General features: G+C 32.9%; 20 protein-coding genes and 1 tRNA gene. 17 read left to right on the top strand and 4 right to left on the bottom strand.

Going from position 1 to position 23,247, the window contains the following annotated elements:
• Positions 1 to 8 precede the first annotated feature (8 nt).
• A complete protein-coding gene (locus EBF09_RS02475) occupies positions 9 to 464 on the top strand; it encodes a methylated-DNA--[protein]-cysteine S-methyltransferase (RefSeq protein WP_232817628.1) in 456 nt (151 codons plus the stop codon).
• 240 nt (positions 465 to 704) lie between these two features.
• On the opposite strand, the gene EBF09_RS09050 is transcribed toward EBF09_RS02475, so the two are convergent.
• The 3 genes from EBF09_RS09050 to EBF09_RS02465 form a co-directional block, all read right to left on the bottom strand.
• A complete protein-coding gene (locus tag EBF09_RS09050; protein ID WP_157978158.1) occupies positions 705 to 974 on the bottom strand; it encodes a hypothetical protein in 270 nt (89 codons plus the stop codon).
• 403 nt (positions 975 to 1,377) lie between these two features.
• A tRNA-Leu gene (locus tag EBF09_RS02470) sits at positions 1,378 to 1,461 on the bottom strand.
• Between the two features lie 46 nt (positions 1,462 to 1,507).
• Positions 1,508 to 1,837: a F0F1 ATP synthase subunit C gene (locus EBF09_RS02465; RefSeq protein ID WP_121763615.1), complete on the bottom strand. Its 330-nt coding sequence runs from the start codon at positions 1,835 to 1,837 to the stop codon at positions 1,508 to 1,510.
• 462 nt (positions 1,838 to 2,299) lie between these two features.
• On the opposite strand from EBF09_RS02465, the gene purD reads away from it, so the two are divergent.
• The 8 genes from purD (at position 2,300) to polA (ending at position 13,252) form a co-directional block, all read left to right on the top strand.
• Positions 2,300 to 3,571 (top strand): phosphoribosylamine--glycine ligase, encoded by a 1,272-nt coding sequence (gene purD, locus EBF09_RS02460; protein WP_121763564.1) that lies wholly within the window; start codon positions 2,300 to 2,302, stop codon positions 3,569 to 3,571.
• A complete protein-coding gene (locus tag EBF09_RS02455) occupies positions 3,568 to 4,035 on the top strand; it encodes an RDD family protein (protein WP_121763563.1) in 468 nt (155 codons plus the stop codon). Before purD ends, EBF09_RS02455 begins: the two co-directional genes overlap by 4 nt.
• A complete protein-coding gene (locus tag EBF09_RS02450; RefSeq protein ID WP_232817627.1) occupies positions 4,019 to 6,172 on the top strand; it encodes an LPS-assembly protein LptD in 2,154 nt (717 codons plus the stop codon). The genes EBF09_RS02455 and EBF09_RS02450 overlap by 17 nt, the downstream gene beginning before the upstream one ends.
• A gap of 8 nt (positions 6,173 to 6,180) precedes the next feature.
• A complete protein-coding gene (locus EBF09_RS02445) occupies positions 6,181 to 6,867 on the top strand; it encodes a phosphoribosyltransferase (RefSeq protein WP_232817626.1) in 687 nt (228 codons plus the stop codon).
• A gap of 9 nt (positions 6,868 to 6,876) precedes the next feature.
• Entirely contained in the window at positions 6,877 to 9,054 is a 2,178-nt protein-coding gene (locus EBF09_RS02440) for a polyribonucleotide nucleotidyltransferase (RefSeq protein ID WP_121763562.1), read from the top strand.
• Positions 9,055 to 9,111: 57 nt separating this feature from the next.
• Positions 9,112 to 9,606 carry a c-type cytochrome gene (locus EBF09_RS02435; protein ID WP_121763561.1) on the top strand — a complete coding sequence of 165 codons (495 nt, stop codon included), beginning with the start codon at positions 9,112 to 9,114 and terminating at the stop codon, positions 9,604 to 9,606.
• 224 nt (positions 9,607 to 9,830) lie between these two features.
• Positions 9,831 to 10,577, top strand: coding sequence for a TerC family protein (locus EBF09_RS02430; protein ID WP_121763560.1), 747 nt, complete (start codon positions 9,831 to 9,833; stop codon positions 10,575 to 10,577).
• A gap of 2 nt (positions 10,578 to 10,579) precedes the next feature.
• Positions 10,580 to 13,252, top strand: coding sequence for a DNA polymerase I (gene polA / locus EBF09_RS02425; RefSeq protein ID WP_121763559.1), 2,673 nt, complete (start codon positions 10,580 to 10,582; stop codon positions 13,250 to 13,252).
• A gap of 11 nt (positions 13,253 to 13,263) precedes the next feature.
• Here the strand turns inward: polA and EBF09_RS02420 are convergent, their stop codons facing one another.
• Positions 13,264 to 13,947 carry a metallophosphoesterase gene (locus tag EBF09_RS02420; protein ID WP_121763558.1) on the bottom strand — a complete coding sequence of 228 codons (684 nt, stop codon included), beginning with the start codon at positions 13,945 to 13,947 and terminating at the stop codon, positions 13,264 to 13,266.
• A 307-nt stretch (positions 13,948 to 14,254) separates the two neighbouring features.
• Here EBF09_RS02420 and EBF09_RS02415 point away from each other — a divergent pair, with 307 nt between their 5' ends.
• The 8 genes from EBF09_RS02415 to EBF09_RS02380 all read left to right on the top strand — a co-directional run bounded on the left by EBF09_RS02415 (position 14,255) and on the right by EBF09_RS02380 (position 23,243).
• A complete protein-coding gene (locus EBF09_RS02415; RefSeq protein ID WP_121763557.1) occupies positions 14,255 to 16,534 on the top strand; it encodes an anaerobic ribonucleoside triphosphate reductase in 2,280 nt (759 codons plus the stop codon).
• A complete protein-coding gene (gene nrdG / locus EBF09_RS02410) occupies positions 16,506 to 17,012 on the top strand; it encodes an anaerobic ribonucleoside-triphosphate reductase activating protein (protein ID WP_121763556.1) in 507 nt (168 codons plus the stop codon). Before EBF09_RS02415 ends, nrdG begins: the two co-directional genes overlap by 29 nt.
• Before the next feature lie 97 nt (positions 17,013 to 17,109).
• Positions 17,110 to 18,525: a C4-dicarboxylate transporter DcuC gene (gene dcuC / locus EBF09_RS02405; RefSeq protein ID WP_121763555.1), complete on the top strand. Its 1,416-nt coding sequence runs from the start codon at positions 17,110 to 17,112 to the stop codon at positions 18,523 to 18,525.
• Positions 18,526 to 18,665: 140 nt separating this feature from the next.
• Positions 18,666 to 19,364, top strand: coding sequence for a flagellar basal body L-ring protein FlgH (gene flgH, locus EBF09_RS02400; RefSeq protein ID WP_121763612.1), 699 nt, complete (start codon positions 18,666 to 18,668; stop codon positions 19,362 to 19,364).
• A 57-nt stretch (positions 19,365 to 19,421) separates the two neighbouring features.
• Complete coding sequence (gene thrC, locus EBF09_RS02395) at positions 19,422 to 20,897, top strand: threonine synthase (RefSeq protein WP_121763554.1); 1,476 nt, start codon at positions 19,422 to 19,424, stop codon at positions 20,895 to 20,897.
• Complete coding sequence (glyQ, locus tag EBF09_RS02390) at positions 20,898 to 21,782, top strand: glycine--tRNA ligase subunit alpha (RefSeq protein ID WP_121763553.1); 885 nt, start codon at positions 20,898 to 20,900, stop codon at positions 21,780 to 21,782. It abuts the gene before it with no gap.
• Entirely contained in the window at positions 21,763 to 22,509 is a 747-nt protein-coding gene (locus EBF09_RS02385; RefSeq protein ID WP_121763552.1) for a Nif3-like dinuclear metal center hexameric protein, read from the top strand. The genes glyQ and EBF09_RS02385 overlap by 20 nt, the downstream gene beginning before the upstream one ends.
• Before the next feature lie 20 nt (positions 22,510 to 22,529).
• Complete coding sequence (locus EBF09_RS02380; protein ID WP_121763551.1) at positions 22,530 to 23,243, top strand: zinc ribbon domain-containing protein; 714 nt, start codon at positions 22,530 to 22,532, stop codon at positions 23,241 to 23,243.
• The last annotated feature ends 4 nt before the right edge of the window (positions 23,244 to 23,247 follow it).

Here is a 23,247-nt window from a genome sequence, read left to right as displayed (position 1 = left end):
GAGGAATTTTGGAGATTTTTTGTGGTGTAATGGAAAGTCTTATTGGGGGATTAAAAATCTTTGCAACTCAAAATGAGATTCTTTGTGTGGATTTTGTGGAAAAAGGGGAGGAGATAGAAGTTAGAGAAAACACCCTTATTAGAGAATGCAAAAGGCAATTAGAAGAGTATTTTTTAGGCAAAAGAGAAAAATTTGATTTGCCACTTAGAATCTTGGGAAGTGAGTTTGAGAGGGCGGTTTATAGGGAGCTTTTAAAAATACCTTATGGTGAGGTTAGGACTTATGCACAAGTTGCACAAAATATCAATAAGCCAAAGGCTTTTAGGGCTGTGGGTAATGCAAATGGTAAAAATAAAATTGCAATTTTAATCCCTTGTCATAGGGTGGTAGCAAAAGGTGGAATGGGTGGCTATAATGGGGGGTTAGATAAAAAGATTAAACTTCTAAATCTAGAAAGAAAGTAAAGATTTTATTTAAAGATAAGTCTGTAATCACTGACACTAGATCATCACGCAAAGCTTTGCCTTACTTGTTGATAAAAGGGTAGTTTCATTGCAAGGAGTGAAGCGATAAAATGTGTAAATAAAATGCAGTGCAAATCTAAAGAGTTAGTGTGTCATTGCGAGATTTGCGAGAGCAAATCGTAGCAATCCAAAAAGAGCAACCAAAAAATTTAAACTATCTCCAAAGAATCAAAATACACTTTATGCAAAAAGTAATTTTGTTTGTGGTGGTGGGATTCCCTTAGTTTGCAAGCAAACTTTTAAGAAGCCACTCCTAAAATACTTTTTATATAAAGTCTTATAGCCCCACCTGTCATTGCGAGGCACATTGTGCCGAAGCAATCTAACTATTGTTACAAACAAATGCAAACCTAAAAACTCTTTATTCAAAAATAATTCTCTTAGGCGAGAGCAGGATACCTGAAACTGACAAGCAGTTTCTTCCCTTACGCCACGAGAATTCTTTTGCAATAAAGAGTATTTCTTTTCTTTGTCATTGCGAAGCGCATTGTGCTAAAGCATACAGATCAAGCTATCCACGAGCAACAGCGAAGTGCAAATCTAAAAGAGCAACTCTTAAAGGCAAACTCTTTAGATTATCACGGCTTCCCATAAAGCTTTGCAGTAACAAGTAGTGTATCTTTGATATTTTATAGATTACTACACTCTTATGCTTTTGTGGTAATAAAAGTATATTACTAACGCCTTTTTGAAATTGTTATGGTAATAAGTTTGCTTAGTGATTTTTAGATAGCTTTATGAAATGAAATAGTAGCAGGTGATGAGCTTTGTAGAAGAATATAAAACTTTAAATCAAATGAGATAGTATGTAAGAAAAGCTTTAAATGGATTTAAAAAATGATTTATAAGTAAATGGTGCGCTGAGCGAGACTTGAACTCGCACGGGTCGCCCCGCCACCCCCTCAAGATGGTGTGTCTACCATTCCACCACCAGCGCTTAGTCCCCAAAAACCCTAAGGCTTTTGAGAATAATAAAGGAGTTATTAAGCTCCTAGTCCTAAGATTTTTAGGAATGGGTTTGCATAAAGTAAAATCAAAGCAACAACAAGTGTATAAATAACTTGAGCTTCAATCATAGCTAGAGCAATAAACATAGTTGTCATTAGCTTTCCGCCAACACCTGGATTTCTAGCCATACCTGAAATTGTAGCAGCAGCTGTGCTTCCCATACCAATAGCACCACCTAAAGCAGCAATACCTAAACCAATACCCGCAGCAATTGCAGAATAAGACAATAAAGTCTCTCCAGCTCCACTTTCAGCAGCGAATGCAACACCAGCTAGTGCTAAAAAAACTAAGAGTAATTTTTTCATAACTAAACTCCATAAAATTTTGATTTCTCCAAAGTCTTTTCGGATCTGTCCCCTACTAAACACTCTGTTGGAAGCGAGATTATAAAATCTCTTTGCTAAAAATTCCATAAAATCAAAAATAATTTTTAAAATTTATCACTCCTTTAGCTAGAGTATTTTATAATTTTAGTTCCTGAGTGATGCGAGATATCTTAATAAACATTAGAGGTCCAACACTTAAGTATGGCTGGTTGTATAGTCTCCTTTGTGTGTTTTGGCATTCTCGCTATTAGTCTTAAAAAGATGAGAGTCTGCCCCTAAGAGGGAGCTTATGGCTGGAATTTTTGGCTTTTTTGGGGCCATAGGTTAAAAGAGACGCTCACTTGGGTTTTTTAATTTTTGAAGTTTTTATTGAATGCTTGTAAAATAAAAGTTTTGAAAATTAAATATATTTGATTTTTAAAGATAAAAGGTTGTAAGTTTATGGAAATTGTAATTGTAGGAAGTGGTGCTAGGGAGCATTCTATCGGACTTGCTTTACAAAAAGAATGCAGAATAGATGGGATTTATTTTTATCCTGGAAATGGTGCAACTTCAAAGCTTGGTAAGAATATTAATTTTTCTAATGATAGGGAGTTTGTGGATTTTGCTATTCAGGAAAATATAGGATTGGTTATTATTGGTCCAGAAGCTCCTTTAGTAGAGGGGTTGGCAGATTCTTTAAGGGAGAATGGTATTTTAACTTTTGGTCCTAGTGCAAAAGCTGCAAGACTAGAGGGTTCTAAGGCTTATATGAAAGATTTTGCTAAGCGTTATGATATTCCTACTGCGCGTTTTATTCAAACACAAGATTATGCAGAAGCGGTTAATTTTATAGAAGATTTAAATTTGCCTATTGTTGTTAAAGCAGATGGTTTGTGTGCAGGTAAAGGGGTGGTGATAGCACAAAGCTATGAAGAAGCAAAGCTTAGTGCTAAAGAAATGTTAAGTGGAAAGAGTTTTGGGGAAGCAGGAAAGAAAATCGTTGTTGAAGAATTTTTAGAAGGGTTTGAACTTTCTGTATTTGCAATGTGTGATGGAAAAGATTTTATAGTGTTGCCTCCTGCACAAGATCACAAAAGACTTCAAGAGGGTGATAAAGGTCCAAATACAGGAGGAATGGGAGCTTATGCACCTTCTCCTTTGGCAAATGAGATGTTAATAGAAAAGGTTAAAAGCAATATTATTAAGCCCACATTGGAGGGTATGGAAAAAGATGGGAATCCTTTTGTGGGGGTTTTATTTTGTGGGATTATGGTAGTAAAAGATGAGCCTTATTTATTAGAATTTAATGTTAGATTTGGCGATCCAGAATGTGAGGTATTGATGCCTCTTTTTAAAAGAGGTTTATTGGATTGTCTTTTGGGCTGTGCAAAGCAAGATTTAAAAGGTGTAGATTATGAGCTAGAAGAGGGTTATTGTGTGGGAGTAGTAGCTGCTTCAAAAGATTATCCTTATAAATCTTGTAAAAAAGAGTTAATCCATATAGAAAAACAAGGCAGTGAGGATTCTCATATTTCTTATGCAGGGGTAATTAAAGAAGGAGAAGAGCTTTATGCAAGTGGTGGGCGTATATTAGTAGCAGTGGGTAAAGGAAGAAGCGTAAAAGAAGCTACAAATAAAGCTTATGAGGCACTTAAGGGTATAGAGTTTTATGGAATGCAATTTAGAAAAGATATTGCTTATCAAGCATTAAGACTAGAAGAGAATGAATGAGAAAAGAAAGTATTGAAGAAACTTTAGAGCGAGAGGAAATACAAGTTGCACCCTTATATAAAAGAGTGCTTGCATATTTGGTGGATGATTTTTTAATAACATTAATTTTTTTGGGAATTTATTGGGAAGAATTTCAAGCGATAAAGGGTAATCAAGAAGCTTTTATATCATTGCTTTCTTCTGTAACAATGATTTGGTATATTATTTTAATTGCTTATAATACAATCTTTATAGCTCTTTATGGTGCAAATATAGGACATATGGTTGTGAAAATAAGGGTAATTGAAGGTGGGCTTTTAGATAAGCCAAGCTGGCAACAAGCTTTCTTGAGGGCACTTTTTAAAGCTCTTAGTAAAATGTTGTTGTGGTTGCCCTTTTTGCTTGCGTTTGAAAATCCTTTAAGAAAAACTTTGCACGATAGAGTGGCAAAGACTTTGGTGGTTAATCTTGCAAAAAGTTATTAATAAAATTTTTAAAAATACTTTAAAATTTAGTTTTGTTGCAGCTTTAAGCCTTGCTACTTTGGAGGCAAAGCCTAGTATTAAGCATTATGATAAAAACCAACAAGCTATTTTTGAATTTTTAGCCGATGATATGGAATATAATAAAGAGGAGGTGATTGGAAAGGGTTATGCAACAGTAATTAATGCAGATTATTATGTAACTGCAAATAAGGCAATCTATAATACAAAAACCTCTGAAATTACATTAATGGGTAATGTGAATGCCTATAAGGGGAATTCTCTTTTTTTAAAGGCAGAAAATGTAAAGATTAAGCTAAAAGAGGATTATTCTTTCTTAAAACCATTTTATTTGCAAGATTCACAAAGTGGGTTGTGGATTAGTGCAGAAGAAGCACAATTTGATGATAATGTTTATAAATTAGATGAATCAAGTATTTCTACTTGTAGTGTGAATAATCCTATTTGGAAACTAAAAGTAGCAGAGGGTGAGTATGATGTCAATGATGAGTGGCTTAGTGTTTGGCATCCTAGATTTTGTATTTATGATATGCCAGTGATGTATTTTCCCTATCTTTCCTTTTCGTTAGGTTATAAGCGTAAAAGTGGTTTGCTCTATCCAGTAGTAGGAAACTCAAGAGATGATGGCTTTATTTATTCACAACCCATTTTTGTTGCACCCAAGGATAATTGGGATATGACTTTTTCTCCACAAATCCGTACACAGCGTGGAGGTGGATTTTTTAATGAATTTAGAATGATTGATAAAAAAGATGAGATTTTGTGGGCAAATTTTGGTATCTTTGGAGATTCTAAGAGCTATCAGAATGAATATAACTTAGAAAATAAGGAACATTTTGGATTCCAACTTGAATATCAAACAAAAAACTTACTCATAGAACCCAAAGAAGAGAGTTATTTCAAAGAAGATGGCTTGTATGCAAATATTTCTCAAATTAATGATATTGATTATTTTAGACTTCAAGAAAACGATAGGGCAGAAAATCGTGCAGATTTACAGGGAAGTTTGCTAGCTTCAAGATTGAACTATTTTTTAAAAAGCAATCAAGATTATATAGGTGTTTATGGGCGTTATTATACAGATTTAGAGCTAGTAAGTAATGCAAAAACCATGCAAACACTTCCAGCTTTACAATACCATAGGCAAACAGAGAGCATTTTTTTAGATAATCTTTATTATTCTTTAGATTATCAAATAAAAAACCATACGCGTCCTAGTGGTTATAGGGCTGTGCAACAAGAAGTTTCTTTGCCTTTAACTTTTTCTCAACCCCTTGTGGATGATTATTTAAATTTAAGTGTATCTCCCATAGTCTATGCTTCTAGCGTGCAATATAGTAATGTAGATAGAGGCTTAAGATTAGAGGATGGAAATTATTTAAACCATTATTATGATTTTAAGTTAAATTCAGATTTGTTGAAAAATTATGGAGATTTTTCACATACGCTTAGTTTAGAGAGTGAATTTATTTTGCCAGCTGCTAAACATAAAGAGGGTGATTTTACAAGCTTTTTTGACCTTCCTGGAGATAGAAAACAACTTAAATTGGGTGTTAAACAATTTTTTTATAATGCACAAGATGATTTAGTGTTATCCCATAAGATTCGCCAGCATATTTATATGGATGATGCAAAAGAGAAATATGGAGAAATAGAAAATGAAATACAATATTTTTATGATTATCATTGGGATTTTTTAAGCAGTATTTATTATTCACATCAAGAAAATAAAATTTCAGAAGCTACACATCAAATAAACTATCATGATGAACTTATTAATTTCTTTTTTGGGCATTATTTTAGAGAAGATTTTGCACATCAAGATTTGTATAGAGGGAGATTTGGAGAGGCTAGTTATATCAATGCAGGTTTTTCTAAAGAGTTTGATTATTTTAATATTTATGCAAAAATAGGCTATGATTATAAAGAAAACTACTTTAAAACTTGGCAAGTTGGAGTGGATACTAGCATTCGTTGCTTTTCTTTTGGCGTGAGATATGTGAGTGAGATTTATCCTACTTTAACCACAAGAGGAGCAGAAGCAAGAGATGATAAATATATTCTTTTTGAGATAAAATTTATTCCGCTTTTAAGCAGTGATTTGAAAATTGGAAATTAAGGATTAGCTTGGATTTTTTAGGAGTTTCCCAGCATTCAGCGCGTCGTAAGGTGTATTTTAAAAATAGAGAAGATGCCTTAAGTAAGCTTTTGTCTAATATGCCTTTAAATTTTTTTGAAAAACAAGATTGTGTAGTGGTTGGAATCTCTTTTGCGGGGATTTTATTTGCGCATCAGTTGGCGCAAACCATTAAAGCACCTTTGGATTTTTTGTTTTCTGCGCCTATTTTAGCTCCTAATAATCCAGAATGTGAGATTGCAATGAGCACAGAAACGCATGATATTGTGATTAATGAAGCTTTGGTGCGATCTTTTGAAATAAGTTTGGATTATATCTATGGAGAGGCACAGCGTCAGTATGAGGATAAAATGTTGCCTTTAATCTATCAATATAGAAAAGGCGATAGATTTATTTCTTTAAAAAATAAACGCGTTTTACTTGTAGATGAAGGGATTGATAGTGGTTTAACAGCACTTGCTGCTATTAAATCAGTGATTACACTTCAAGCAAAAACAATTTATTTTGCAGCACCCGTTGCACCTTTAGATGTGGTTCAAATTATTGAAGAAAACACAGATGGAGTTTTTTGTCTTTACCAAGATAAAAGTTTTGTAGATATTGGATATTATTATCAAGATTATCCTGAAGTGGATTTAGAAACAATTGAAAAAATCTTTGGAAATATTAATAAATAAGGAGAAAATATGGGCGAAATAGTCTTAAGAAATGGAGAGAAATATATCTTTGATAAGTTTGCAAAACAAAGCAGTGGAAGTGTGTATTTGCAACAAGGAGATAATGTCCTTTTGGCGACTGTGAGTGTGGATACTCAAGAAGTTGTAGAAGAGGATTTCTTACCACTTACGGTGCAATATATTGAAAAATCTTATGCAGCAGGTAAGATTCCAGGTGGTTATGTGAAGAGAGAAGCAAAACCTGGAGATTTTGAAACTTTGAGTGCTAGGATTGTGGATAGATCATTGCGTCCTCTTTTTCCTAAAGATTATTGTTATTCTACGCAAATTACAATTATGGTGCTAAGTGCTTCTAGTGATGTAGATTTGCAAGTTTTAGCACTCAATGCTGCAAGTGCGGCACTTTTTGTTTCTGAGATTCCTATTAATAAACCTGTTAATGGCGTGAGAATAGGTAAGATTAATGGAGAGTTTGTATTAAATCCTAAGATGAGTGATTTTGATGAAAGCACATTAGATTTATATGTAAGTGGTGTGGATGAAGAACTTTTAATGATTGAGATGAGAAGTTTTGGAGGTTTGAAAGTTTCTAAGAGCCAAAATTTAAGCTTAATTCAAAATTTTGATGCAGAAAATGCAAGTTTTAGTGCTAATGAGCTAGATGAAGAGGAATTAATTTTGGCTTTGGAGTTTGCTAAAAATGCCATTCAAGAGAAAAGTAAAGAGATGCAAGAGAGTTTTGCCTCTTTTATGAAAAAACCTCTCAAATTTAGCCAAAAACGAGAAAAATTTAGTTCTAGTGAGATTAAGGAATTTATTAAAAATGAACATTTGGGAGAATTAAGAAATATTATTGAAGTGCTTTCAAAGAGTGAGCGCAATAGTGAGCTTATCGCATTTGCTAAAAAATGCGAGAAAATTTGGTTGGAAAAAAATCCAAATGAGAATGAAAATCTTGATAAAAAAGTTATGGAAAGTGTTTTAGAAATTAAACGCGAGATTATAAGGGGTATGATTTTAAAAGAGAAAAAAAGGGCTGATGGTAGGGGCTTAAAAGAGGTGCGTCCTATTAGTATTGATACAAATTTCTTACCCATGGCACATTCAAGCATTCTTTTTACACGCGGACAAACCCAAGCTTTAGTAGTAGCGACTTTAGGAAATGATATGGATGCACAAAGTTATGAGTTATTGACAGATAAAGGCTCACAAAAAGAGCGTTTTATGGTGCATTATAATTTCCCCCCCTTTTGTGTGGGTGAGGCAAGTCCTATCTCAGCACCTGGACGCAGAGAGCTAGGACATGGAAATTTGGCTAAGAGAGCTTTAGAGGCAAGTCTTATTAATCCTCAAATGCAAACCATAAGATTGGTTTCAGAGATTTTAGAATCCAATGGTTCTTCTTCTATGGCAACTGTTTGTGGAGGTTCTCTTGCACTGGCTGCTGCTAGAGTGGAATGCACAAGTTTGATTGCTGGAGTTGCTATGGGGTTAGTGAGCGAGGGGGATTCTTATGCGATTTTAACGGATATTATGGGTTTAGAAGATCATGATGGAGATATGGATTTTAAAGTAGCGGGTTCTAAAGAGGGTATTACTGCAATGCAGATGGATATTAAGCTTGGAGGATTGAATTTAGAAATCTTAAGAGAAGCTCTTATGCAAGCAAAAGAAGCGAGAATCCATATTTTAAACATTATGGAAGGAGCAAAAGAGAAGATTGTTTTTAATGAATCTGTATTGCCAAATTCACAAATTTTCTCCATTCATCCAAGTAAGATTGTAGAGATTATAGGACAAGCAGGTAAAACGATTAAAGAAATTATAGAAAAATTTGAAGTTGCCATTGATTTAAACAAAGAAAATGGCGAAGTCAAGGTAAGTGGCAATAAAGCCAAAGTGGATTTAGCAAGAGAGCATATTATAAATATTGCTTCTTCAAAAGAGGCAAAACCAAACATTTATGAGCTTTATAAGGTAGGCGATGTGTATGAAGGTAAGGTTAAAAAAATCTTAGAATTTGGTGCTTTTGTGGAGCTTCCAAATGGTTATGATGGGCTTTTGCATATTTCTAAAATTGTTAAAAATCGTGATGCAAAAATAGAAGATTATTTGCAAGTAGGGCAGGTTGTTAAGGTTGAGGTTTTATCTTTAAATAAAAATAAAGTAGAGCTAATTTTGCTTTAAATAGAGAATTAAAGAAAAATTAGGCAGAATATAGAAAAATTATACAAAGGGAGAAGAATGAAAAAAATTCTTTTAGCAGGTTTATTTTTTTTGGGTGCACTTTATGCAAAAGAATGCGTTTGCTTTGAGTTAGAAGGAGAATTTGGAGAGGAAATTAAGGCAATTTTGCAAAAGTATTCTAAAAATCTAGGTTCTAAAGATATTAAGGTTGTGAGAGAAGATGCGGATTTGAGCGTGCAAGAGAAGAGCTTTATAGATAGCCTTTTAGGGACTGGAAATGTTGCTAGTAATGATCCAGCTTATGATTTAGAAAATGGCAAAAAGAAATATGAGAGGGATTGTGCAAGCTGCCATGGAGCAAAAGGAGAGGTATCTGTGGCTAAAAAAGCTCCTATCAACACTTGGAAAGCTCAAGATATTACTGATGAGATTAAAACCTATCAAAACCAAACTTTTGAAGGGCAATCAAGATTTGTTAAAAATCAAATTTCACAACGCTACACTAAAAAAGATATGCTAGATATTGGGCATTATATTGAAACTCTAAAATAATTTTTAAAAATTAAACCCTATAAGAAGGGGTTTAATAAAAGCTTTTTGAAAATGCAAGAATATTTTGATAATATGTATTTTGGGTTTTTATAATCTCTTATTTGCAACTTTATAATGTAAATTTGAATTTTATATATAAAAAATATTTTTTGAAAACTTATAGATTATCTTTTAAGAAAAAAATCCCTACAATTAGTCTTTATTTTTTTTGCTAAAGGACAAAAATGTTTGAATGGATAGTGAGTCCAGAAATGTGGGTAGCTTTGGCTACTTTGATAGCTTTAGAGATAGTTTTAGGGATTGATAATATCATTTTTATTGCGATTTTAGTGGGTAGATTACCCAAAGAAAAAAGGCAAAAGGCTAGAATTTTTGGGCTTGGTTTGGCAATGGCAACGAGGATTTTATTATTGCTTTCACTCTTTTGGATTATGAAGCTTACACAGCCATTATTTAGTATTTTTAGTCAAGAAATTTCAGGGCGTGATATTATTTTGATTTTAGGAGGATTGTTTTTGATTGCAAAATCTACTCTTGAAATCCACCATGATATTGATAATGCAGGTGAGAAAAGCGATGAAGATGTCCTAAAAGAGGGGGCTAAGCGAGGATTTTTTGCAGTGCTTATTCAAATTGCAATTTTGGATATCGTTTTTTCTTTAGATTCTGTTATCACTGCTGTGGGTATGGTAAGTAATATTGAGATTATGATTATCGCTGTGATTGTAGCAGTAGGGGTTATGATGCTTGCAAGTAAGAGTATTTCAGAGTTTGTAGAAAATAATCCTACCATTAAGATTTTAGCATTAGCGTTTTTGATTTTGGTTGGGGTTACCTTAGTTGCAGAGGGTTTAGAATTTCATATTTCAAAAGGTTATATTTATTTTGCTATGGCATTTTCTTTAGGCGTGGAATCGATTAATATTTATATTAAAAAACAACATCTTAAAAAAGCAAAAGATAGGAATTAGATTTGAAAACACTTACTATTATTGATACTTTTGGATTTTTATTTAGGAGCTATTTTGCACTTCCACCTTTGAAAAATAGTGCAGGATTCCCAACGGGATTACTTTTTGGATTTGCTAAGCTTATAGCACAGCTTCATAGAGAATATCCAGAGGATTATTTGGTGTTTGCATTAGATAGTGGTGGAGAGAATTTTAGAAAAAAGATTGATCCAAACTATAAAGCAAATCGCCCAGAAGCTCCAGAAGATTTGAAACTCCAATTAGGAGTTGCTATTAAATGGGTGGAACTTATGGGATTTAGAAATATTAAAATTAGCGGTTATGAGGCTGATGATGTGATAGCTTCTATCAACGAAAAAGCTAATAAAATGAATATTAATGTAAGAATCATTAGCCATGATAAGGATTTGTATCAGCTCATTGATGGGGATACTTTTTTATTTGATCCTAAAAGTAAAAAAGAGATTAGAGAAGAAGAATGTAAAGAAAAATATGGGATTTTGCCTAGACAATTTATAGATTATCAAAGCATTGTGGGGGATAGTGCGGATAATGTCCCAGGAGTTAAAGGAATAGGTGCTAAAGGAGCTATGAATTTGCTATTAACTTATGATAGTCTTGATGGGATTTATGAAAATCTTGACAAGATTACTCCTCCTAGAACAAAAATGCTTTTAGAGGCGTCTAAAGAGGAAGCATATCGTTCAAGAGAGCTTGTTAGATTAAGACGGGATTTGCTAGAAGATTTTAATTTAGAAAATTGTCAAATGCCAAAAGAATCTCCTTTGTATAAAATCGTCAAAGAGCTTGAAGAGTGTGAGCTGCATCAAATCTTAAAATCTTTAAAATTAAACAAAAAAACACAAATTATTAAAAAAGAAAATACATTAAGCAGTTTTAGCTACACTACAAAACTTGTAAATACAGATGTAGAGCTTTTAAAGCTAATAGATGAGATTACTGAAGAGAGCATAGTTTCTTATGATAGTGAGACGACTTCTTTAGATGTTAGAGAGGCTAAGATTGTGGGATTTTCTTTTAGCTTTGATGGAAAAGAAGCCTATTATGCTCCTATGGCACATAATTATTTAGGAGTAGAGGAGCAGATAAGTTATGAATGTGCTTTAAAATTTATTCAAGCAATTTTTCTAAAAGCCAAAAGAGTGATAGGGCATAATTTAAAATACGATTTAGAGATTTTAAGGACAAATTTTAATTTTGTATTGGAGGATTATTCAAAAATTGGCGATAGTATGCTACTTGGGTGGCTTTTACAAAGCGATGGTTTGTGCGGACTAGATCCTTTGATGAAAAAATATTTTAATCATCAAATGATTGCTTATGAAGATGTGGTTTTAAAAAATGAAAATTTTTCACAAATTCAAATATCAAGAGCAGCAAAATATGCCAGTGAAGATGCCGCTGCTTGTTATCAATTATATTGTAAATTAGAAAAATTAATTGATGATGAGAATCTTTTAAACTTGGCTTATACTTTGGAATTTCCTTTTGTCCAAACTCTCATTGAAATGGAGCTTAATGGAATCACACTTGATGTTTCACATTTAAAAAGCTTGAAAATAGAGTTTAGAGATAAGCTTGCAATGCTCTCTCATGAGATTTATACTCTTGCAGAACGCACTTTTAATATTAATTCTCCTCAACAATTAGCAGAAGTTCTTTATGGGGATTTAAAGCTAACAACCACCAAAAAAACAAAATCAGGCTTTAGCACAAAAGAAGCGGTTTTGCAGTCTTTGTATGAAGCACATCCTATTATTCCTAAGATTTTAGAGTATAGAGAGATTTTTAAGCTTTTTAGCACTTATATTGAACCACTTTTGCAATATGCACTAAGCAACAAAGAACATAGGGTATATGCGTCTTTTATGCAGACGGGAACTAGCACAGGGCGTCTTAGCTCTAAAAATCCTAATTTACAAAATATTCCCGTTAAAACAATGCAAGGAAGAAAAATAAGGGAGGGTTTTATAGCAAGTCGTGGTTGTGTGCTTTTTAGTTTGGATTATTCGCAGATTGAATTAAGGCTTTTGGCTCATTTTTCACAAGATTCTGCGATGATTCAAGCTTTTATGCAAGATGAGGATATTCACCTAGAAACTGCTAAAAAGATTTTTGGCGATGATGTGGCAAAGGAAAAGAGAAATATTGCAAAAAGTATTAATTTTGGGCTTATTTATGGAATGGGACCTAAAAAGCTTTCTGAAACGCTTAATATCACTTTTCAAGAAGCAAAAACTTATATTCAAAACTACTTCCAAAGCTTTCCAACGGTTAAGGATTTTTTGAAAAATCAAGAAGATTTTATTTTGGAGTATGGATATTCTAAGACTCTTTTTGGTAGGAAGCGTAGTTTTGATTTTAATGGGGTGCAAGAATACCAAAAGGCAGCATTTTTAAGAGAAGGAATTAATGCAATTTTTCAAGGAAGTGCAGCAGATATTATCAAAAAAGCGATGAAAAAAATAGTAGAAAGTAAGCTAGAATCTAAACTACTTTTGCAAGTGCATGATGAACTCATTTTTGAGGTGCAAGAAGAAAAACTAGAAAAAGAAGCCAAAGAAATTAGTGCGATTATGGAAGGAGTAGCACAGCTTAGAGTTCCTTTAAAATGCTCTTTGAGCGTTGGGAAGCATTGGGGAGAATTAAAATAATTCTCTTTTAGCTAACCGCAGTATTTTTGAGAGTATATTTTTTTGCTAGGCCATTCTATCGCACTTAAAGAAGCATTTTCTAGTTTTTTGTGATAGACACAACCTGTATCAATAGCGGCAAAATTATCCATGAGCAATACTTTATTTTGCACATCATGCCCAAAAATGTTAAATATCCCATAATTTTTCTTACTTTCTTTTTCTAAATTATGCATTTTGAGCCTATTCCAAGTGATAGTGGCTTGTTTTTCTTCTCTTTCTTTGAAAAAGGGTAATCCAAAACCATGTGTAATAAATGGGTTTAAACCCTCCTTGCAAGGATAATCCAAAAGTAAAAAGCGAGGCAAGGTTAAAAGCCATTCTAAATGTTCATGGATTTTGTATAAGCCTCCCTTATCTTTGTAGCTTTCCATAGTTTCATAACCTCCATTACTAATCCATATTTTATTATAGCCAAGTGAGGGAATAGCATGGTAGTATTCAAGCATTAATTCTTCATGATTTCCAAGCACACAAGCATAATTTTTTTGGATAAGCAAATCAATAACTTCACAAGATTTTGGACCCCTATCTATCAAATCTCCTACAAAGATTAGTTTAGAATCCCATTTTTTAGGAAGCTTTTCAACTAAAGCACAAAGTGTATCAAAACAACCATGCACATCGCCAATTATATATAAAGGCTCTTTTTGCATTTTTTTAAAATCCTTAACTTGGGTTTTTAAGAATTTTATACAAAAAAACTTTAGGTTCTCTTTTGATCTTTGATAATCTAAACTTTTATCTTAAAATTTGTCGTGTGGGGTTAATATTCTATCGTTTAAGCAATGGATTTATAGAATAATTTTAATGTTAAAAACTACTTGAAATTTTGAATTATTTTAAAATAATAAGGAAAAATTTAAATATTTTTAAGCTTTTTGTTAAGTTGCTAGGCTAAACTTTATAGGTTTAAAAATGCTATTTTTTAGTATTTATAGCTTATTATTTAGGAAAAATTTCATGCAAATAAAATTTATTATTAAAAGAGATAAAAGTAAAGCTGTATTTGAGGGTTTGAAAATAAAAAATGCTATTTTAAAGGCAAATCACAATTCTAATGATGAAAAATTAAGTCAAGAAAAATTAGAAGAAATATATAAAGAAGTTATTTTAAATATAAAAAGTGAAATAATAGAAATTGAAGAATTACAAAACATTATAGAAGAAGTGCTTATGCAAAATTCTTTTAAAAGCAGTGCAAAATCTTATATACTTTATAGGCAAAAAAGGGCAAATATTAGAAGTGCTGATGATGAATTATTGCGACTACTTAATGAATTAACTTTTAAAAGCACTAAAGATGTGGATTTGAAAAGAGAAAATGCAAATATAAATTCAGATACCGCTATGGGTATGATGTTAAAATATGGTTCTGAAAGTGCAAAGTATTATGTAGATGAGTGTATTTTGCCCCCTCATATAGCCAAAGCACATAAGAGCGGTGATATACACATACATGATAAAGATTTTTATATGCTAACGCAAACTTGTTGTCAGATTGATTTGATAAAGCTTTTTAGGGGTGGTTTTAGCACAGGACATGGGAGTTTAAGAGAGCCAAATAGCATAGGTTCTTATGCGTCTTTGGCTTGTATTGCCCTGCAAGCAAATCAAAATGAAATGCATGGGGGGCAGTCTATACCTAATTTTGATTTTGCTATGGCTATGGGAGTAAAAAAGACTTTTAAAAAGGAGTATTTAAAAGCACTTGGAGCATTTTTTGAAATTTCTTTTGGGAAAACTTTAAAAGAAGATTTGTTTTTAGAAAGTGTTTTTGAAGCTTCAAGCAAAGAGAGTTGTTTAAAAATACTTATAGATACGATAAAAGATTATAAAGAGCAGGACTTACAAAATGCAAATTCTTATGCTTATAAAAGAGCATTAGAAGAAACCCAAAAAGCCACTTTTCAAGCAATGGAGGCATTAATACACAATCTTAACACAATGAATTCAAGAGCAGGCGCACAAGTGCCTTTTAGTACGCTAAATTATGGAACTGACACAAGCTTTGAGGGTAGAATGGTGATTGAAAATCTACTAAAAGCGACTTTAAAGGGGCTAGGGAATGGAGAAACTCCTATTTTTCCAGTGCAAATTTTTAAATTAAAAGAGGGGATAAATTATAAAAAGGGGGATAAAAATTATGATCTTTTTAAGCTTGCGATGGAATGTGCTTCAAAGAGGCTTTTTCCAAATTTTAGCTTTTTAGATGCACCTTTTAATAAGCAGTATTATAAAGAGGGGGATTATAAGAGTGAAGTAGCTTATATGGGTTGTAGGACTAGGGTAATGGCAAATGTTTTTGATAAAACTAAAGAAATCACAGCAGGTAGAGGGAATCTAAGTTTTAGCAGTATTAATCTTGTGCGACTTGGGATAGAAGCTAAAGGGAATTTGGAGCTTTTTTATAAGTTTTTAGAAGAGAAATTAGAGCTTGTATATGAGCAGTTATTGCACCGCTATAAGATACAAAGCCAAAAAAGAGTGAAAAATTTTCCTTTTTTAATGGGGGAGCATATTTGGCTTGATAGTGAGAAGTTAGGCTTTGAAGATACTTTAGATAAAGTGATAGCACATGGGACTTTAACCATAGGCTATATAGGACTTGCAGAGACGCTTAAAGCTCTTATAGGCGTTCATCATGGAGAGAGTGAGGAGGCTAGAAGGCTAGGCTTAGAGATTATAGGATTTATGAGGGAATTTGTAGATAAAAAGGCTATGCAAGATAAGCTAAATTTCTCTTTAATAGCCACTCCAGCAGAGGGCTTAAGTGGTAGATTTTTAAGGCTTGATAGAGAAAAATATGGAATCTTAGAGGGGATTACAGATAAGGATTATTATACAAATTCTTTTCATATTCCAGTGGGTTTTAAAATTAGCATTTTTGAAAAAATCAAAATTGAAGCCCCCTATCATGCATTAAATAACGGAGGGCATATCACTTATGTAGAATTAGATGGAGATGTTTCTAAAAATTTAGAAAGTTTTGAAAAAATTATCCAATGTATGAGGGAAAATAATATAGGCTATGGCTCTATTAATTTTCCTCTTGATAGAGATCCACTTTGTGGGTATAGTGGTGTGATTGATGAGCTTTGTCCTAAATGTGGCAGAAGCGAAGAGGGTGTGAAGTTTGAACGCATTAGAAGAATTACGGGTTATTTAGTAGGCACACTTGATAGATTTAATGATGCAAAAAAGGCTGAAGTAAATGATAGAAAAAAACACAATTTTTCTTAAGCTAGCAGGAATTGTAGAAGAATCTATCGTAGATGGTTTTGGTTTGCGATATGTGATTTTTACCCAAGGTTGTCTTCATAAGTGCAAAGGTTGTCAAAACCCTCATACACACGATTTAAATGGGGGCTATCTAAAAGATAGTGTAGAAATTTTAGAAGAATTAAGAAAAAATCCTTTGCTAAAAGGTGTTACATTTAGTGGCGGAGAGCCCTTTTTGCAAAGCAAAAATTTAGCAGTTTTGGCTAAAGAGATTAAAAGTTTTGGGCTTGATTTGACTATTTATAGCGGATTTACTTTTGAAGAGCTTGTAAAAAAGCAAGATTATTATGAATTGTTAGAGTTGTGTGATGTTTTGATTGATGGGCGTTTTATTTTAGAAAAAAAGGATTTGTCTTTGCGTTTTAGAGGAAGCACAAACCAGCGTCTTATAGATGTGCAAAAGACGCTAAGCTTAGATAAAATAGTAGAGTTTAGTTAGGGATTATATAAATAAAATGTAAAAAATTTACTTTAAAATTTACAAGTTTTATCAAATTTATAATAAAATGAACTTTAAAAATTGACAAGGAGGAGTTATGCCAATTTTTATGATCTTTTCTACGCTTTTAGCGGTTGTGATTGTGGCTTATTATGTGCTTAAAAAATACAATCCTATTTTTGTATTTTTATTTTCAGGGCTTATTTTGCTTATTTTTGCATATTATGTTTTTAATGTGCCACTCCCTAAGGTTCCTAGTAGAGAGCATACAAGTGTTTTAAGTGTATTGCTAGATAGTTATGCTTTTATAGTGGCTACCTTTAAAGAGCAGCTTAGTGGCACAGGGCTTATCATTATGAGTGTGGCGGGTTTTGCAGCTTATATGAAACACATCAATGCTTCAGCAAAGCTCGCATTTTTAGCTAACAAACCGCTAGGAAAAATTAAAAATAAATATTTGATTTTAAGCGGAGTTTTTGTAGTAGGTATGGCTTTAAAAATCGTTATTTCAAGTTATACGGGACTTTTGCTTTTACTTTTAGCTTGTATATATCCGGTTTTAATTTCTTTAAAAATTCGTCCTATCACAGCTGTTTGTGTGCTTTCACTCATTGCACTTGATTATGGTCCAAAAGATGCAAATTCCATAACTATGGCAAATATGGTAGGACAAAGTGATAATGTCGTGGGACTTTTTTTAAATTATCAAATATATAGCGTGATTTTTTATGTGCTAATCATTGCGATTTTAATCCCTTTTTATTTTGCTTGGATAGACAAAAAAGACAAAATTAAAGGTATTTTAAATGATGAGGGCGAAAAATTAGAGATTATAAATCCAAACTGCCCCACAATTTATATTTTCTTTCCATGGCTTCCTGTGGTATTTTTGTTTGTGACTTATTTTTTAGGTATAAAACTAGATGTTGTGAGTGCAAATTTTTTAAGTATTACAATAGTTTTTATCATAGAATTTATAAGACACAAAGATGCTAAAAAACTTGGCGAAGATGTGGTTGTGATTTTAAAGGGTATGGCTGAAATTTTTGTAAGCGTGGTGAGTATATTAATTGCTGCAAGTGTTTTTGCTAAGGGTATAGAATCCTTAGGTGGCATTGGCGTTTTAGTGGATGCGATGAAAAATTTTGGAAATGATAGCTCATTTGCGTGGGTAGCGGTGCTTGCTTGTATCGTAATTTTAAGCTTTTTGGTGTATTTTGCTAGTGTGATTATGGGTAGTGGGATAGCTGCTTTTAATGCTTTTGGTAAATTAGCACCTGATATTGCTACAAAGCTTGGCGTTGCGCCTATAAGTTTTGTTTTGCCTATAGAAATTGCTTCTTGTTTAGGGCGTGCTGCAAGTCCGATTTCGGGTGGAATTTTAGCTTTGGCAGGTTTTGCAAAAGTAAATCCTATGGATATTATAAAGCGCACCACACCGCTTTTGCTTATTGCTATGGTAATTAATATCGCAGTGGCTTTTTATTTCGCACAAAGTAGTTTAGGGGGTTAGAAAAATAGATATTAAGGCATATTGTATTTATATAAAGAGAGAACTAAAAGTGGAATCAAAATTGCTTTAAGAGATTTAAATTTGCATAAGGATGTGCTATGAAATCTCTAAAAATAAAACATTTTTTAAGTTTTTCCTATATGGTAAGTGCTTTGGGTTTATCAATGATGATAAATGGTTGTGCTACCACAGAGCCTCAAATTTCTTTTAAACCACCTGCTTATGTGGAGGAATTGCCACCTAAAGAAGAAGAAGATAATTTTGGGAATCCAGGAAGTATTTTTGGGCAAGGGGATAATCTACTTTTTTCAGATAGGCGTGCTATGCAGCTTAATGATTTGGTAACTGTGATTATTAACCAAACAGCTCAAGCAAGCTCAAGTGCTAATAGGAATCTCAATGAAACTTCTAGTGGTTCAGTAATGGCACCTTCTCTTACTTATGGAGGAAATAGTAGCGGGATTAATGGGATTGTAAATGGATTTAACAATTTAACAGCTTTTGGGATCAATACAGGCAATAACACTTCTACATTTGCAGGTACAGGCACGCAAAACCGCCAAGAAACCTTTACTACAACAATCGCTGCAAGAATTATTAAAGTTTTGCAAAATGGAAATTATTTCATTGAAGGAAGTCGTGAGGTTTTAATTAATGGTGAAAAGCAAGTAATCCATTTAAGTGGGGTAGTGCGTCCAACAGATATTGCAAGAAATAATACAATCGAATCGCAATATATTGCGGATGCGAAGATTATGTATGATACACAAGGGGAGTTAAAAAGAACTACCGAAAAAGGCTGGGGAACAAAACTTATTCAATCAATTTGGCCTTTTTAAAGCCTAATTTATGAACTCATAGGTTACAATTAGCAAATTTATTTATGAAGGATTTGCGTGCAATTTAAGTGTTTTTGTGGCACAAGAGGTGCTAAGAGTGAAGATGAGTTAAAAAGTTTTCAAGAGGTTGTTTTAAACCCAAATGCCCCATTTGGTGGGCTTTATACGCTTAATAAGCTTCCAAGATTCTCACAAGAAGAAATAGAAAAATTTGCAACACTAAACTATAAGGAATTAGCGCGTGGTATTTTTGCGTGTTTAAATTTAGGAATTGATAATGAGTTGCTAGATAAGGCATTAGCTCTTTATGATGGGTTTGATGAGATAGAAAGTCCTGCACCTTTGGAGCAAATAGAAGAAGATTTGAGTTTGCAAAAACTTTATTGTGGTCCAACAAGAGCTTTTAAAGATATGGCATTACAGCCTTTTGGAGAGATTTTTAGCTCTTTTATAGAAGGTAGCAAAGAGCAATATTTGATTTTAGTAGCGACAAGCGGAGATACAGGACCAGCAACTTTAGAAAGCTTTGCAAATAGAAAAAATATCAAAGTGATTTGTTTGTATCCAAAAAGTGGCACAAGTGATGTGCAAAGATTGCAAATGAGCACAAATGATGCAGAAAATGTGAAAGTTTTTGGCATTGATGGAGATTTTGATATGGCACAGAGTGTGCTAAAAGAGCTTCTAAAAGAAGAGGATTTTCAAAAATCACTCAAAGAGCAAAATATTGCTTTAAGTGCTGCAAATTCTGTAAATTTTGGGCGTATTGCTTTCCAGATGATTTATCACATTTATGCAAGTTTGAAAGTATATAAAGAGAAGCAAAAAGAAGTTGTGATTATCGTCCCTAGTGGGAATTTTGGAAATGCTTTAGGGGCGTTTTATGCAAAAATGATGGGATTCCCTATTAAAAAAATAGTTATTGCTTCTAATAAAAATAATATCCTAACAGAATTTATTCAAACAGGGGTTTATGATATTTCTAATAAGACTTTGCAAAAGACTTATTCACCTGCTATGGATATTTTAAAAAGCTCAAATGTGGAGCGTGTGCTTTTTGCTCTACTAGGTGCAAAAAGAACAAAAGAGCTTATGGAAGATTTAGATAGGGATAGGGTTTATAAAATCACACAAGAAGAGCTAGGAAAAATCCAAAAATATTTTAGTGCAACTTTCTGTGAAGATGAGGTTTGTTTAGAAATTTTAAAAGAATATGCAAATAAAAAAATCATCATAGATCCTCACACAGCTTGTGGGATTAAAGCATATTTGGAGCTTAAAGAAAGCAAAGAGGAAAATCCTATGATTTTATGTTCCACAGCAGAATGGACAAAATTTGCACCTACTTTAGCGAGAGCTTTTGGTTTTGGGGAGCTAGGAGATAAAGAAGCATTAGAAAAAATTGCACAAAACTATGGCGTGCAAATTCCAGCACAAATTTCTTTGCTTTTTAATAAAAAAGAAGTGCATACACAAAGTTTGCAAAAAGAAGAAGTCAAAGTTAATATGTTAAAGTGGTTAAAAGGAGAATAGATGCTTTATTTTTCGGATCTTTTATTAAAATTACAGCAATTTTGGAGAGAGCAAGGTTGTCTTATTATCCAGCCTTATGATATTCCAGCAGGCGCGGGGACATTTCATCCTGCTACACTTTTAAGAAGTTTAGATTCTAAGCCATGGAGTGTGGCTTATGTAGCACCCTCACGCCGTCCAACAGATGGTAGATATGGGGAGAATCCAAATCGTTTAGGGAGTTATTATCAATTTCAAGTGCTTATTAAGCCAAGCCCTGATAATATCCAAGAACTTTATTTAAGAAGTTTGGAATATTTAGGGCTTGATTTAAAAAATCATGATGTAAGATTTGTAGAAGATAATTGGGAATCTCCAACTTTGGGGGCTTGGGGGCTTGGTTGGGAAGTGTGGCTTGATGGTATGGAAGTTACGCAATTTACTTATTTTCAACAAGTGGGTGGTATCCCTTGTGAGCCGGTGGCTGTGGAGATTACTTATGGGACTGAAAGGCTTGCTATGTATTTGCAAGGGGTGGAGAGTGTTTTTGAAATAGCTTGGAATGAAAATTATAGCTATGCAGATGTGCATTTTGAAGGCGAATATGAGTTTTCAAAATATAATTTTGAAATAGCAGATACAAAAATGCTTTTTGAATTTTTTGCAAAAATGCAAGATGAAGGGAAAAGAGCATTAGAAGCACTTTTACCATTGCCTGCGTATGATTGTGCTATGCTTGCTTCACATATCTTTAATGTGTTAGATGCAAGAAAGGCGATTTCTGCTACTGAGCGACAAAACTATATTTTAAAAATTAGAGAGTTAGCTAAAGGTTGTGCGCTTGTGTATAAGGAGCAAGAAAAACAAAGAGAGGAGCGATTAGCTAATGCTACAAAAAAGCAATAAAATTTCTTCTCTTTTAGAAGTTTTAGATACTATTAGCCCTTTTTCATTGCAAGAATCTTGGGATAATTCAGGATTAATTTTGGGTGGAAAATATAGGGAATTTAGTGAAATTTATCTTTCTTTAGAAGTGGATCAAAATATTTTAAAAGAGGTTAAAGAGGGGAGTGTGATTATCTCGCATCACCCTTTAATTTTTTCTCCTTTTAAGAGGTTTGTAGATGAAATATATCCTACAAATTTACTAAATTTAGCAATTGCTAAAAAAATTAGTCTTATTGCTATGCATACAAATTTTGACAAAACACATTTTGGTAGCTTTGTAGCAAGAAAGATTTTTGGAGAAAAAGCGGAGATTTTTCAAGAAGATTTTATTGTTTATGTGGATTTTAATGGGGAATTTGATAAGCTTTGTGAGTTAATTAAAAAAAGATTGGATGTAAAAACTTTAAAAACTACAAAAACGCATTCTAAAATTAAAAAAGTAGCCCTAGTAACAGGAAGTGGTGCTAGTCTTATGAGAAGCTTAACAGAAGATGTAGATTGTTTTATTAGTGGGGATTTTAAATACCATGAAGCAATGGAGGCTTTAAGCTATGGAATGAATTTGATAGATGTGGGTCATTTTGAGTTAGAGCGTTATTTTGGTGAGATTTTAAAGCCAATTTTGACAAATTATGGCTATAAAGCTATAATTTTGGATTCACAAAATCCTTTTAATTTTGTATAAATATTTTTTTGGAGTTGTTAATGAATAAGCATTTAAGTCAGTTGATTGAGATTGCAAACCTTGATAAAGAAATTGGTTCTTTTGAGCCTCGTATTAAAGAAGCTAAAAAGGATTTGGAGGTGCTAACAAAGCAGGAAGAAAGCCTTTTAGCAGAGATTGAGGAGAATAAAGCTATTATTAAAGATCTTTCTCTTTCTGTGCAAAAAAATGAAAATCATTTGGCAGATTTGTCAAATAAACTAGAAGAAATTGCAAAAAAAGCAAAACTTATTAAGACGGAAAAAGAGAGTAAATCTTTAAGCTTAGAAGAAGAGTTAGCCAAAGAACAAATTACTTTTGCTAATGAGGAGATTGCTAGGCTAAATAATCTGATTAAAGGGCGTGAAGAAGCATTAAAGAAATTAAACAATGATTTAAGTGCTTTGCAGGAGGAAATGCAAAAAGTTCAAGAAAAAGTGGAATCTCAAGTAGAGGCAGTAAAAAGTGAGCAAAAAATTGTTTTTGCTAAGAAAGATGAGCTTGTATCTAAAATGGATCAAAAGATTATTTCTTTTTATGAAAAAATTAGAAAATGGGCTAAAGATAGTGCAGTAGTTAGTGTAACAAGACAGGCATGCGGTGGTTGTTTTATGAGAATTAATGACAAGGTGTATTCTGATATTATCCGCTCTGATGATATTATTACTTGCCCACATTGTGGAAGAATCTTATTTAACTTAGAGGAAAATGCCTAAAAGA

Origin of the sequence: Helicobacter burdigaliensis, from assembly GCF_003670295.1 — a bacterium.
Taxonomy (GTDB): Bacteria; Campylobacterota; Campylobacteria; order Campylobacterales; family Helicobacteraceae; genus Helicobacter_D; species Helicobacter_D burdigaliensis.
The sequence above is the reverse complement of the archived record's forward strand: the minus strand, read 5'-3'. Positions and strand labels throughout refer to the sequence as shown.

Bases quoted from the DNA above. Each gene is read 5' to 3' on its own strand.
- EBF09_RS02465 (WP_121763615.1), bottom strand. From the start codon at position 1,837: ATGAAAAAATTACTCTTAGTTTTTTTAGCACTAGCTGGTGTTGCATTC.
- purD (WP_121763564.1), top strand. From the start codon at position 2,300: ATGGAAATTGTAATTGTAGGAAGTGGTGCTAGGGAGCATTCTATCGGA.
- EBF09_RS02455 (WP_121763563.1), top strand. From the start codon at position 3,568: ATGAGAAAAGAAAGTATTGAAGAAACTTTAGAGCGAGAGGAAATACAA.
- EBF09_RS02440 (WP_121763562.1), top strand. From the start codon at position 6,877: ATGGGCGAAATAGTCTTAAGAAATGGAGAGAAATATATCTTTGATAAG.
- EBF09_RS02435 (WP_121763561.1), top strand. From the start codon at position 9,112: ATGAAAAAAATTCTTTTAGCAGGTTTATTTTTTTTGGGTGCACTTTAT.
- EBF09_RS02430 (WP_121763560.1), top strand. From the start codon at position 9,831: ATGTTTGAATGGATAGTGAGTCCAGAAATGTGGGTAGCTTTGGCTACT.
- EBF09_RS02420 (WP_121763558.1), bottom strand. From the start codon at position 13,947: ATGCAAAAAGAGCCTTTATATATAATTGGCGATGTGCATGGTTGTTTT.
- EBF09_RS02415 (WP_121763557.1), top strand. From the start codon at position 14,255: ATGCAAATAAAATTTATTATTAAAAGAGATAAAAGTAAAGCTGTATTT.
- nrdG (WP_121763556.1), top strand. From the start codon at position 16,506: ATGATAGAAAAAAACACAATTTTTCTTAAGCTAGCAGGAATTGTAGAA.
- dcuC (WP_121763555.1), top strand. From the start codon at position 17,110: ATGCCAATTTTTATGATCTTTTCTACGCTTTTAGCGGTTGTGATTGTG.
- flgH (WP_121763612.1), top strand. From the start codon at position 18,666: ATGGTAAGTGCTTTGGGTTTATCAATGATGATAAATGGTTGTGCTACC.
- glyQ (WP_121763553.1), top strand. From the start codon at position 20,898: ATGCTTTATTTTTCGGATCTTTTATTAAAATTACAGCAATTTTGGAGA.
- EBF09_RS02385 (WP_121763552.1), top strand. From the start codon at position 21,763: ATGCTACAAAAAAGCAATAAAATTTCTTCTCTTTTAGAAGTTTTAGAT.
- EBF09_RS02380 (WP_121763551.1), top strand. From the start codon at position 22,530: ATGAATAAGCATTTAAGTCAGTTGATTGAGATTGCAAACCTTGATAAA.